This window comes from Cohnella sp. WQ 127256 (genome assembly GCF_024519285.1).
In the GTDB taxonomy this organism is placed as follows: Bacteria; Bacillota; Bacilli; order Paenibacillales; family Paenibacillaceae; genus Cohnella.
In genome coordinates, this window is record NZ_JAMZCY010000004.1 from 580,374 (window position 1) to 593,508 (window position 13,135).

At 43.0% G+C, this 13,135-nt stretch carries 10 protein-coding genes and 1 pseudogene; 6 read left to right on the forward strand and 5 right to left on the reverse strand.

What is annotated here, in order from left to right:
• The first annotated feature begins 50 nt into the window (after positions 1 to 50).
• The 3 genes and pseudogenes from M1K58_RS14105 to M1K58_RS14115 all read left to right on the forward strand — a co-directional run bounded on the left by M1K58_RS14105 (position 51) and on the right by M1K58_RS14115 (position 3,015).
• A complete protein-coding gene (locus M1K58_RS14105) occupies positions 51 to 1,310 on the forward strand; it encodes an MFS transporter (RefSeq protein WP_256759495.1) in 1,260 nt (419 codons plus the stop codon).
• A gap of 74 nt (positions 1,311 to 1,384) precedes the next feature.
• Positions 1,385 to 2,192: pseudogene (locus M1K58_RS14110) on the forward strand (SDR family NAD(P)-dependent oxidoreductase).
• A gap of 88 nt (positions 2,193 to 2,280) precedes the next feature.
• A complete protein-coding gene (locus M1K58_RS14115; RefSeq protein WP_256759496.1) occupies positions 2,281 to 3,015 on the forward strand; it encodes an SDR family NAD(P)-dependent oxidoreductase in 735 nt (244 codons plus the stop codon).
• 306 nt (positions 3,016 to 3,321) lie between these two features.
• On the opposite strand, the gene M1K58_RS14125 is transcribed toward M1K58_RS14115, so the two are convergent.
• Positions 3,322 to 3,789, reverse strand: coding sequence for a DUF2269 family protein (locus tag M1K58_RS14125; RefSeq protein WP_256759497.1), 468 nt, complete (start codon positions 3,787 to 3,789; stop codon positions 3,322 to 3,324).
• Positions 3,790 to 4,297: 508 nt separating this feature from the next.
• The gene (locus tag M1K58_RS14130; protein ID WP_256759498.1) at positions 4,298 to 4,978 is read right to left on the reverse strand and encodes a TetR/AcrR family transcriptional regulator; all 681 of its coding nucleotides are present in this window, start codon (positions 4,976 to 4,978) and stop codon (positions 4,298 to 4,300) included.
• A 130-nt stretch (positions 4,979 to 5,108) separates the two neighbouring features.
• Here M1K58_RS14130 and M1K58_RS14135 point away from each other — a divergent pair, with 130 nt between their 5' ends.
• The gene (locus tag M1K58_RS14135; RefSeq protein WP_256759499.1) at positions 5,109 to 6,461 is read left to right on the forward strand and encodes an MATE family efflux transporter; all 1,353 of its coding nucleotides are present in this window, start codon (positions 5,109 to 5,111) and stop codon (positions 6,459 to 6,461) included.
• A gap of 75 nt (positions 6,462 to 6,536) precedes the next feature.
• A complete protein-coding gene (locus tag M1K58_RS14140) occupies positions 6,537 to 7,394 on the forward strand; it encodes an alpha/beta fold hydrolase (RefSeq protein ID WP_256759500.1) in 858 nt (285 codons plus the stop codon).
• A 14-nt stretch (positions 7,395 to 7,408) separates the two neighbouring features.
• Here M1K58_RS14140 and M1K58_RS14145 read toward each other — a convergent pair whose 3' ends face one another.
• Positions 7,409 to 7,846 carry a GNAT family N-acetyltransferase gene (locus M1K58_RS14145; protein ID WP_256759501.1) on the reverse strand — a complete coding sequence of 146 codons (438 nt, stop codon included), beginning with the start codon at positions 7,844 to 7,846 and terminating at the stop codon, positions 7,409 to 7,411.
• 43 nt (positions 7,847 to 7,889) lie between these two features.
• Positions 7,890 to 8,261 (reverse strand): MerR family transcriptional regulator, encoded by a 372-nt coding sequence (locus M1K58_RS14150; RefSeq protein ID WP_256759672.1) that lies wholly within the window; start codon positions 8,259 to 8,261, stop codon positions 7,890 to 7,892.
• Between the two features lie 138 nt (positions 8,262 to 8,399).
• Here M1K58_RS14150 and M1K58_RS14155 point away from each other — a divergent pair, with 138 nt between their 5' ends.
• Positions 8,400 to 9,158: an SDR family NAD(P)-dependent oxidoreductase gene (locus M1K58_RS14155; protein ID WP_256759502.1), complete on the forward strand. Its 759-nt coding sequence runs from the start codon at positions 8,400 to 8,402 to the stop codon at positions 9,156 to 9,158.
• A 110-nt stretch (positions 9,159 to 9,268) separates the two neighbouring features.
• Here M1K58_RS14155 and M1K58_RS14160 read toward each other — a convergent pair whose 3' ends face one another.
• Entirely contained in the window at positions 9,269 to 12,925 is a 3,657-nt protein-coding gene (locus M1K58_RS14160; RefSeq protein ID WP_256759503.1) for a glycosyl hydrolase family 18 protein, read from the reverse strand.
• Positions 12,926 to 13,135: the final 210 nt, after the last annotated feature.

Genomic DNA, 13,135 nt, shown 5'->3' on the forward strand with positions numbered 1-13,135 from the left:
TACGTTAATTCTAAATGATTTTCATAAAACGAGAAAATGAGGCGAACATCATGAATCACAACAAGAAAAAAATTCATTTTGCATGGTGGGTATTAGCAGGACTTGCTCTGATGGTTGGGGTTGCAAAAGGTGGCGTTATGACAGCAGGCGGACTATTCCTCACTCCTGTAACAGAAGATTTAGGTATAGGTATGGGAAGCCTATCCTTATACTTTAGTATTTCATCTATCGTAACCATGATATTCCTTCCAATTGCAGGTAAGGTGATGGGTAAGTTCGATATTAGGTTGCTTTTAATCGGAGGCGTTATTCTACAAGCCGGATCATTCGCAATGTTTGGATTAATGAACTCGGTATGGGGTTGGTATTTATTCTCGATTCCTATGGCGATTGGATCCATTTTCGTTACTCAAATGGCAGCTCCCGTTCTCATCAACAACTGGTTTAAGAAGCATAATGGCTTAGCAGTGGGGATTACGGTGGCTTCTGGTGGTATCTTTGGAGCTATCCTTCAACCTATGGCAGGTAACTTAATCGCTAGCGAAGGCTGGAGATATACGTACATCTTCTTAGGCGTATTAGTAATGGCCGTTGTTATTCCAACTGTAATCTTAGCCATCAGAATGGCTCCACAACAAAAAGGCTTACAAGCACTAGGCGCAGATGAAGTAAAAGATGAGAATCCAACACAAACAACTATAGCTAAAGGTGTTACAGCAGCTGTAGCGAGAAAATCAACGGCATTCTATGCACTGCTTCTCTTCTTCTTCTTTATTACTTCAATCGGAAGCTTTGGTCAGTACGTGGCCCCATTTGCAATGGGACTCGGCTATGATGTTACATTTGCTGGTAGTGCGATGGGCGGCTGGTCAATTGGTATAATGATTGGAGCACTAGCCTTCGGTGCCTTAACAGACAAAATAGGTGCTAGAAATACTGCGATCTTTGCAATGACACTAGGTTTAGTTCCAATTGTCTTACTGACAACTGTTCCTGAAAATCCAGTTATCTTTAATATAGCTATTGCAATTTATGGATTCGTAGTCGCTTCAATCGGAACTTTAGGGCCGCTACTCACAACAGCATTGTTTGGTAATAAAGAATACGCTCAAATCTATTCTTCAGCAGTTATCGGACTAGCTGTCGCAGGTATTGTCGCACTACCAGCATATGGTTTCATTGCTGAATTAACAGGCAGTTATTCTTCCATATTGTACGCAGTTGGAATTATGCTACTCGTAAATATTGTATTGCTAGTCATTGCTTTCAACGGTAAAAAGAAGCTTGAAAAAGCAGGACAATGGAATTGATTATGTCAGATGTCTTAATATTAAGTATCTTAATAATAAACTTTAAGCATTCATAACTTAGGAGGCTGCAAATCATGATGAGAATGGAAAACAAGGTAGCGCTTATTACTGGAGGCGCGTCAGGCATAGGCTTATCCACTGCTAACTTAATGGCAAGAGAAGGAGCTAAAGTCGTCATTGCCGACTTTAATGCTGATGGGGCAAGAGAAGCCGCTGAAAATATTTCAAACCAAGGTGGCGAAGCAGTTAGCATATTTCTCGATGCTGGAAATGAAACTTCGATTAAGGAAGCAGTTGAATTTACTGTACAACAGCATGGTAAATTAACGACCCTGTTCAATAATGTTGGCTCGACAAATCTGAAAAAGGATCTGGATGTTGTTAACCGTTGATCTTGATGAGTGGGACCGGCTCATGAATATCAATCTAAAGAGTGTATTATTGGGATCCAGATTTGCTATTCCCCATATGATTAAAGCGGGTGGAGGCTCGATCATCAATACAGCTTCCATGGCAGGCTTTACTGGAGATGCTGTGCGAGTTGCATACGGGGCCTCGAAGGCTGCTGTCGTAAATCTGACTAAGTATATTGCTGCCCAATATGGTAAGCATAACATTCGTAGTAATGCAGTCGCGCCTGGATTGATTTTGACGCCAGCCGCCAAGAATAATATGCCCTCGGAGGTATTGGATATCTTCGCGAAATATAACGCGCTACCTTATCACGGTGAACCGGACGATATCGGACATACCGTTGTGTTCTTAGCTTCAGATGAATCCAAGTTTATTACCGGACAGACCCTACAAGTAGAGGGCGGACATTATATTGCTAACCCAACCGTCCCTGATTTCGAACAATTTATGAAAATGGCACAGCGTTAATAACGGTTGAAGCTAGATTGAAATTTATAACGAAAATAGGATGGGCCAGCGGCTCAATTAATATAAAATTACGTGAGGAGCATATAAAATGGGAAGATTAGATAATAAAGTCGCTATCATTACAGGTGGGGCTTCGGGTATCGGTGAAAGCATGGCTGATCTATTTGCACAAGAGGGCGCTATCGTTATTGCCGCAGACATTAATGAGGCAGCGCTTGAAAAAGTAAGTCAGAAACAGAATATTAACGGAATGAAATTAAATGTTGCCTCTGATGAGGATTGGGCGGCACTGGCCAAGGAAGTAAATGAACGTTTTGGTAAAATAGATATTCTAGTCAATAACGCAGGCATCTCTTCTGAAAAACCCTATGATCAAATCAATATTGAGGATTGGCAGAAAATGCTCTCGATTAATGGCTTCGGCCCATTCGCCGGAATGAAGCATGTCGCTCCCTATATGGCCGCCCAAAAGAAAGGCTCTATCATCAATATTTCTTCGTACACCGCTTTGATCGGTCAAGGCTTAAATCACTACTCGGCATCTAAAGGCGCGGTACGCGCTTTATCTAAAGCGGCTGCTACAACCTTTGGCCGTCAAGGCGTACGGGTAAATGCTCTATTCCCTGGAATTATTGAAACGCCAATGACTCAAGCATTAAGCACATCAAAGGACCTGCTGGACAGGTTAGTCCAGGCAACACCACTGCAGCGTTTAGGCCTACCCATCGATATTGCCCAAGCGGCGCTGTTCCTGGCTTCAGATGAATCTTCGTACATTACAGGCTCAGAAATAGTCATTGACGGTGGATACTCGGCCCAATAAAGTGTGAGATTATGACAGCCCTTATTAATTAAGGGCTGTTTTTCCGTGACTTCATTTCATACATTTTACAATCTGCAGTATGAAGTAAAGCATCCAAGGTTCTGGCATCATTCGGGTAAAGGTATGCCCGCTCTAAAGTGCGAAACATTCTATCTCGACTGTTTAACCTATACTTCGACCGCATATTATAAAAATTTTCGCATTCAAGCGAAACTAAACAGCCAGTCTCCGATTAAATTTCAGCAACTGGCTGCATAGAAGGTGTTTGGTCTTGTCTCAAAAACAGAGGTCAGTTCTTAAATACAATCAGAATTGCTTCGTCACCGCTAATATAATGTTGATAAGTACACCTACATGTATAATATCAAAAATGATCACAATACGACGGATGAGCACACGGGTTGCGTCTTCAACACCTGTACCTTTGTCCTGAGCAGCCTTGACCTGCATGCCAATACGTCCCATTCGCGGTCCGATGATTAGGAAGAAGGTAAGCAGGATAAGTAAGAAGATGTATTGCTTAACCCCCACCCATGACCAATCAAGGATGCCGTAATCGTTCATAATCGTCATGATGAGTCCGGTTACAAATATAATCGCTACTGACGTTAGGAAGAACGCTGCCGTACTTAACATAAGCTTGATCATTGGTATCTCTAATTCCGTACCCTTCGTCCTCTTAACACCACCAACAATGAAGAACCGCTCATACATTGCTCCGCCCAACCAACAACAAACCGCAAGGATATGCAGGATTAATAAGATATCGAACACTAAACAACTCTCCCTTCATATGGATATGATTATTCATAATGTATTCCGTGTGCACACCCTGTCATCCATATATAAAGTTCTCACTGCTTTTAAACATTACCCTCTTGTCTTCGCGCATACTATTATCCGAACGTAGCAAAATAGTCGAATTCAGGTATACTTTCATTCACCTCACAGACAAAAAAGAAGGGGCTGTCTCATAAGTATCGAAATTAACTTTAAAGAGAGCTCATTCTTTTTTCATTAAACTGCTAAAACGGGCAACCAGATAATGATAAAAGGGCGGCGAGGATTGGTGGCATATAACCACCGGTCCTCGCCCACTGTCTTTTCCCAAAACCATTACCGGCAAGCGGTTTTTCAAGCATGTTGCGGGAGATCCGAAAAATTTCGCCCTACTTATGATAAGGTTCAGCGTAACGGGACTATCGGCGAAAAATGCGAAAGGCGCTGTCGCGGTGCGACAGCGCCTTCGTAAGAGGATCAAATTAATTCAGTCCGAGAAATTCTACTTCTCCTGCTCCTTTATCACCTGCTCAATTCCCAGCAGGATCAGCTTCAAGCCGAACTCAAACGCCCGGTCGGTCCCCATCAGCTCGAACAGCCCGTTCGTGAACATCCTCCGGAACAATCCCGCTTCCGACTCGCTCATGGAGTCCAGAAGGCGAATCATCTCCTCACCCGGAAGCTCTTCCTGATCCTTAAGAATAGCGGAGACATTGCGCTCATGTTGATAATCGTCTAGAACGAAGTAGAAGACATAGTTCACAAGCGTAGTAACCACTTGCATTTTTTGCTCTTGCTCAAGCGGCGTCGATTCCACACAGAGTAGCATACGGTTGGTGAACCGGATAATGTCCGGTTCGTGGGGCAGCGTCATCATCATGAGCTGCGTGGAGCAGGGATACCGGCTGAGCACACTCCGTACCGTTACCGCTAGCCCCGTCAGTTGCTCCTTCCAGTCCCCATTGGAGTGGAACTCCTCCAGAATTACTTTCGATACTTGGTTGGCCAGACGCTGGTAGAGATCTTGCTTGCTCTTGAAGTACCAGTACAGAGAGGGAGCCTGAATTCCCAACCGGTCAGCCAATCGTCTCATGCTGAATTTCTCGATCCCTTCCTCCCCCAAAAGCTCCCACGAGGTTTCCAAAATCTTATCCTCCGAAATTTGAGGCTGCTGCTTCTTCATCGTTATCCGCCCTTTTATCTAACAGTGTAAGTTTATTCTTTACAGGTTCATAGGTTCATGATATCATCTAACACTGTAAGGTTCAATCTAACACCGTTAGACAAACATAACGAAGAAAGAAGTGATCCGCATGGAAGCAGAAAACCTTCATTACTTTGAAAAGGCACCGATCGCAAAAGCCGTAGCTCACTTCGCTGTACCGATGATGCTAGGCATGTCAATGAGCGTCATCTATTCCATCTTGAATGCCTATTTTCTTGGTACGCTCAACAATACTGCCATGTTAACCGCACTCTCACTAACCTTGCCGTTATTTGCGATCATTATGGCGCTAGGTAACTTGATTGGTATGGGTAGCGGGACATTTATCTCCCGTTTGCTTGGAGAGAAAAAATACGATGTTGTAAAGCATGTGTCTTCATTCGCCGTATACAGCAGTTTAGCTCTCGGTCTTATCGTAATGGCCGTCGGCCTCCCGTTGATTGATCCAATCGTTCATGGCCTGGGGGCAACGCCCGACTCCTTCGGATTCACGAAGGATTATGTCACGGTTATGCTTATAGGCTCGCCATTCGTCGTATTATTCTTCACACTGGAGAATATCGTGCGCTCTGAGGGTGCGGCAATGACGTCGATGGTCGGTATGATTCTCAGCGTTGTCGTGAATATTATTCTCGATGCGCTTGTCATCTTCGTCTTCCATTGGGGCGTGATCGGCGTTGCGTCCGCTACGGTCATTGCTAACTTGGTTGCGAGTGTATTCTATGCCTTCCATATGGGATATAAAAGCCAATTCTTAACCATCTCTATAAAATGGTTCAAGGCGACCAAGGACATTCTGAGCAATGTATTCAAAATCGGAGTTCCCGTCTTTGTAATGAGTATCTTCTTGGGTGCAATGTCGCTCGTTATGAACCATTTTCTTGTCGAATACGGGGATCAGGCCGTAGCGGCTTACGGAGTTTCATCTCGATTATTACAATTTCCCGAGTTTATTCTGATGGGCTTATGCGAGGGAGTCGTACCGTTGATTGCCTTCTCTTATACAGCGAATAAAATACGCATGAAGCAAACGATTGGATTCACGATCAAAGCGATAGTGGCGTTAGCAGTCTTGTTCGGCGTCATCGTCTTTCTGATCTCCGATCACTTAATTGGTTTATTTACGAATGACCCGCAATTAATTGAAATGGGTAGCTACATTCTGCATGTGACGTTCTTATCCCTGTTCATTTCAGGAACGACCACGTTGTTTACGGGGATCTTCCAAGCAACAGCGCAAGGAACCGCTGCGTTTATTATGTCAGTTATTCAAGGGATTACTCTGATTCCCGTGTTGTATATCGCCAATCGAATGAACGGCTTTCACGGAGTGATCTGGTCCCTCGTCATTGCGGATGCCGTCGCGTTCCTTGTGGGTGCCCTCATGCTGTATGTTCTGCGGACCAAATTGCAGCCGGATTTGGAGCATTTAGTACAGTAAAAAACATATAAGGATTCTTATTCACATATTTTTGTTATGGCGGGATATGAGCACTTTGGTAAGGAGGGCAAAATCATGGTGCTATATAAAAAAACGAATATAGAAGGATTGAATATTTTTTTTCGTGAAGCCGGGTCTCCGAATCATCCAACCATTATCCTTCTTCATGGATTTCCAAGCTCTTCACACATGTTCCGGGACTTGATTCCTCTTCTTGCAGACCGATTTCATGTCATCGCTCCTGATTACCCCGGATTCGGAAATAGCAGCATGCCTACAACGGAAGAATATCAGTACACCTTCGAGAATTTATCTATTGTGATTGAGAAGCTAATCGCTAGACTCTGTATTTCTCACTATATATTGTATGTCCATGATTATGGGGGACCTGTCGGATTTAGGTTGGCTATTCGCAATCCGCAACGTATTGTTGGCTTTGTTATTCAGAATGCAGTGGCAGATGAGAAAGGTCTGGGGAAACCGTTCGATCTCTTTAAAGCGCTTTGGGCGGACCGAAATCAAGCAACTGAAGCGGCATTTGCCAAGCTTATAACGTTTGATTTTACGAAAAGTCAATATTTAGTTGGGGTATGTCATCCTTACCTGATTAGCCCAGATGGATATTCGATGGATCAATTTTTTCTGGACCGCCCTGGAAATAGCCAAATCCAGCTGGAGCTAGGCTACGATTATAGAAAAAATGTAGAGGAATACGTCGTCTGGCAGCAATACTTACGAACCTATCAGCCACCTACACTAGTAGCGTGGGGTAAAAACGATTTTATCTTTACATTGGAAGGGGCCTATGCGTTTAGTAGAGATTTAATCCATATCCAAACTTGTTTTCTATGTGGGGGGCATTTTGTGTTGGAGGAACAAAGTCGACATGTTTCGGAGCTTATCAAGAGCTTCTTTGGTCGCATAGTAGGTTAGAGGTAGCTCTAGTATCAAATATTTAATGACATATAGTTCTTTCCTTCAACAAAACCAAATCCTTCATACATCGGTTTAGCCATATCAGACGAATGGAGCAGGATTTTTCTAATTCCTTGTGTCTTCAAATCGTCCATTGCTTCACTAACAAGTTGGGATACGATACCTTGACGACGGTAGTTTGGGATTGTGAAAACATTAGCCATGTATGCAACCAATCCAGAAGGATTGTCAAATCGTGGTGCAAATCGACATAAGCAAAAACATACTGAGGATACAACTACTCCTTCATCATCAGCGACCCATACAACGAGTGACTTGTCTGATAATGAGGAATCAAAGTAGTTTCTAAATGTTTCATCCATACTATTGTTGTCCTCATGACATAATAAGATCTTACGAAATTTAATTAACTGCGGTATATCGGTTGTAATCGCTTTTCGAAACAGCATGATTGACTTCCCTCCTGTTCAAAATATCATTTTTCAAGTCTGCTTAACGAATGCCTGTCCCTTTATTAATGAAATTTTTGTAGGCTGCAATTTTGTCATTTAACACCTTCTCAGTGGCTGTTAAGTTTCTGATTTGATCCTGAACAGAGTTTCTATGATCTTCGAGAAGGTTCAAGCGGGCTTGGGTCGTATGCACTCCTTCTAAATATAACTGCGCATATTCTCTGATTTGTGAGATAGGCATTTGGGTTTGTTTCAACCTCATCACAAATCGCAGCCAAGCAAGGTTGGAGTCATCATATACTCTTTCTCCATTCGCATTACGTATCGGAGCAATAATCTCTTCCTTCTCATAATATCTCAGTGTATGTGCGGTTATCCCCAATAATTTGGCTACATCGCTGATCGTATACATACAAGCCCCCGAATCTATCTTCATTTTATGAGTCTCCCATCATTATAAAAAACAATTGACTTAGAGTAAACTCTAACCTATATAATCTAATCGTTGCTGGTTCACCATACATTCTCTTAGAAAACGGGAGGAAATCACATGAAATATACTGTAATTACAGGCGCCAGTTCAGGTATAGGTTATGAAACCGCTATAGCTTTTGCAGCTCGCGGCAAAAACTTAATTGTTGCAGCCCGCAGAAAGGAACAGCTGGAGGAATTAAAGTCTGAAATTACTCGTATTTACCCCGATGTAGATGTCGTCATTCGAGCGACTGACTTATCCGTTTCCGAGAATGCTTATAAGCTCTATGAAGGTCTACAAGGGTACCAAATCGAAACTTGGATCAACAATGCGGGATTCGGCAACTTTGCTTCAGTCGGCCAGCAAGATTTAGATAAAATATCGGCAATGTTGCATCTGAACATTGAATCGTTGACGATACTTTCCTCTCTATTCGTTCGTGACTACTCCAATGTTGAAGGAACACAATTAATCAACGTTTCATCCGGTGGGGGCTATACGATTGTGGGAAATGCCATTACGTACTGCGCAACTAAGTTTTATGTGAGTGCCTTTACTGAAGGACTCACCCATGAGTTGAACAGTCAGGGTGCACTTATGCAGGTTAAAGTGTTGGCACCTGCCGCAACGGAAACAGAATTCGCGAAGCGTTCTTTCGATATCTCGGAATTCGAATATCTTGGTACTGTGCCGAAGTTCCATACCGCGAAGGAAATGGCTGGATTCATGCTTGACCTGTATGACAGCGACCGCGTTGTAGGAATTGTGAATGGTTTAACGTACGAGTTTCAATTGAGAGATACCATTTTTAATTATGTGGCGAGCACTCGATAAACTAGTCTCTTATTGCCAAGTATTTAAACATCGAAAAGGCTCGTAACGGTCACTTAAATGCACCGTTCGAGCCTTTTCGATTTAGAGTTTTTTCGATTTATTCGTCCGAGTTAGTTCGATAATGCTAGGGTACGCAACATTCTCATTGCAACAACAGTCGCTTGTGCTTTGGTCGTATTGGACTTCGGATCAAGCTTGGTTGCAGAAACCCCTGTAAGGATTTTAGCATCGAGTATCAGAGCTACGGCAGACTGAGCATAAGTTGCAACACTGCTCCGATCTACGAACGGATTCAATACTACGTTACTCGCTTGTTTCGTATTGCCTTCATATTGCATAGCATTAGCAATAACAACCGCCATATCTTGACGAGTAATGAATGCATTCGGATCAAAAATAGTTGCTGTCTTCCCTTTAATAATCCCAATCTCTTCTGCGGCAATAATGTCTCGTGCAAACTTCGTTTGGCTATTCACATCATTGAACGGTGAGTTCGTCAATGAAGGTGCTACACCTAGAGCTTTGACTATAATCGATACGAATTCACCACGAGTAATTTTGTCCTCTGCTCCGAACAAGTTAGCGTTCACGCCAGATACGATTAGTTTGCTAGCTGCTGCCTCCACATCCGCTTTTGCCCAGGCAGCCGTCACATCATTAAAGGATGCACCGGACTCCATAACCGTGTAGATGCTATTACCTGCTCTTTTCAACGTTACGGCTACGGTACCATCTGTATGATTCGTAAATACCGTTGGCACAGGATGATATTCGCCTGTTGCTGGGTCGAACACTACACCTGTTGCCTTGCTTTGATTAAAATCTACTTTGCCTAGCTTGAAGATACGGCTAATATAGATTCCATTGAATTCTGTTAGCTCTTTCCAGATATTATCTGAGCCTTTGACCTCAATCTTAAACTCTGTAGGATCAACCAACGTTTTGATCCCTTTAGCCTTAATCTGATCTAGTACAGACTGTGCAGGTGTCTGGATCGTGAATCTAAAATCTACAACATCCGATCCCAGATTAAGTGCTCCAATTGGAACAAGGTATTCTATATTATTGAGTACAATAGATAAGGTAGCTGAAGTTCCTTTCTCAGCAATCGCCTTGATGACCGAAGCTGCTATGACTACTTCAACATTGTTATCCGTCTCTTCCACGACAAGCTGTATATGGTTGGTGGTCGATTGTCTAATCGCTGCAATCGCTTGCTCTGCGTCCAACTTAGCAGTCGTTTTGTTGCCTGATTTCGTTATTTGCAACTTGATCGTATCCACTGGTGCTGGAGTAATAGATCCTGTTCCAGAGCCAGTACTTGGTTCCGGGCTTGGGCTTGGTTCTGGGCTTGGGCTTGGTTCTGGTTCTGTACCTGTATCCCCCTCCAGATTCGTCATTTCTTTCAGCGGCTTACTCATTGCAGATACTCTCTCAATACGAGCGCCATCTTTCTCAACAGCAATAATTTCAATCATGTTCTCGCTGTTAGGGGTAAGCTTCGTTACATCAAATCTTGTTGATTCGCTATAGCCGTGCCATACCTTATTGGCAAACACATCATAACCAGTAGCCCCTGCAACTGTATCCCATCCTACATTTATCGTAGTGTCAGTTTTGCTAATAGAAACGACATTCTGTGGAGCGGCAAGTGCATTCGTATTCACAACTCCATGAATAGGAAGATCATTCACAAGCTGTGTGGATAATGTTCCGTTTCGATCCCCAGTAATATCCCAGCTCATCACGCCTGCAAGATCAAGCGTCTTCACTAAGGATGCTTTATACATCATGGACTCGGTATCGTCATAGGAAATAAAAGTACCGTCTGCCTCGTTATACAAATAAGGCACTTTGGCTGATTCGTTCCAATATCGAACAAAATCCTTGTCTTTAAGATAAACATCTTCTATATCATAAATATCAAATTTCCCATTCTCCCAAGTACCGAATTGAGCAAACTCTGCACACGGGACGTATTCGCCTTTCGCCTCACAGCCTGTCCATCCGTTTCCGAAGAAAGGTACTCCTAGGACTAATTTATAATTGGGTACTCCACCATTCAAATGTCCTGTAGCTCCGCTATAGACGTTGTTACGCTTCGCGCCCGCTGAAGGGCTAGCCGGATCATAAAACAACGGTGCATTATGATAACCAGATGTATTCCAGTTACCGCTATAATCATAAGTCATAATATTTATGAAATCGAGGTACTTCGAAGAATTAGCCAAGTCTGCATTGTCTACAAAAGATTGACCTTGATAAGAAGCAATCGTCAGCAGATAATACTTGCCATCTATTGAACCTGCTGCATCAAGCGCCTCACGCACAGTCTTCATTAACAATGTAAAATTCTGTTTGTCTTCTGGCCTTCTCGAATTATCGATATCCCCACCCTCTACGGGATACTCCCAGTCAATATCAAGACCATCGAATCCATACTCACGCAGAAATTTAACTGCTGAATTAGCAAATAAACGTCTATTTACTTCCGTATTCGCCATATTGGAGAAGTTCTTCGACCAGCTCCATCCCCCAACAGAAACCATTTGATTCAGATGTGGATTAGCTTTTTTAAGCGCCTGAAGATCAGGAATATTGATTGCATCTGCTGCTGGGTCACCGAGTATCATTTCCCCATCAAATACGTATCTATCTTGCAGAGGAATAGTACTGTCCTGGCAGTCTCTACCTCTAGATCCCTCTTCCTTCCAGCACAGGTCTGCGAAAGCATAATTGATGTGTGTAAGCTTGTCTGCTCCAATATCTCTGTCAACATCCTTTAACGAATAATTTCTTTCATTCGGATGTCTAGCCCATGAGGTATAGTAAGTAACGCTATTGTAATTACTTCCTGGTACAGCTGTGACCACATCACTTGCGGGAGATTGCCATAGCTTGTTCTTAGCGACTACCTTGAAGTCATAGGACTCGCCTTCCGTAAGTGCTGTCGCAACATACCGATTAGAATACGTTGAAGCGATTACACTTGGACCCTTATAAATATCATATTCGATTGCACCAGGTGTAGGCGCCCATCCTAATGCCACGGATGATTTTGTTGCACTCACGATCTTCAGATCAGCGGGCTTGGATAACTCTCCCCATTTAATCGTGACTCTATTACTTCTAGCCGATACATTCGAAGGCGTAATCTGTCCTGCAACCTCAAAATAGACAGTACCTGAGACCGACTTTGGAACTGGATACGTAAATTTATTCGATCCATCCCAAATGCCTCCAGTCCATCTATTGTTCACATACATATCATAACCAGCAGCTCCAGGACTGCCTGTCCAGCTTAATTTCACTTCTGATGCTGTTATGTCACTAATTACAAGATTATGCGGAGGAGATAATGGGGGTTCCGGATACGCATTGGGATCCACCGGAGCCGTTGTTGCCGTTACTACAGTACTTCTATCGTTCGATGCAACAATAGCCGTAACATAGAAAGAGTAGGACGTGTTCGGATTCAGACCTCCAACGGTTACTGTAGGAGTACCCGTCCAAGCAGCCCAACCTCCGTTGGAATACCATACCTGGTAACCAGAATTTCCATCGACACCGTCTACAGGATCCCATGCCAAGGTTACTGATTTATGTGTAACACTAGTAACCTTTACATTCTGCGGAGCAGGCAACGTAGCTGCCGATGCTGTTGGAGCTAATGGAAAGCTAAATGAGCTGAATACAATAGCAATGCTAAGAATTACAGCTAACTTATTGGCGATCCTTTGTTTAATCTGGTTGTACAATTCATTCACCTCTACCTCATATTTTCATTACAATAGCTCGTCTATCAGTGGAATAGGTAATTTCTTAGCGGGACTATACTTGAGTTCTAATCCCAATTATATAACATAAGTACTGGTTCAAATTGTAATCCCTATTACATTTTTAATCCTACATAAAAATAAAATTTTTGTTGCTATGGGTAAGTCACCTGTGCAAATAACCAAAAGCAGAATAAGAGC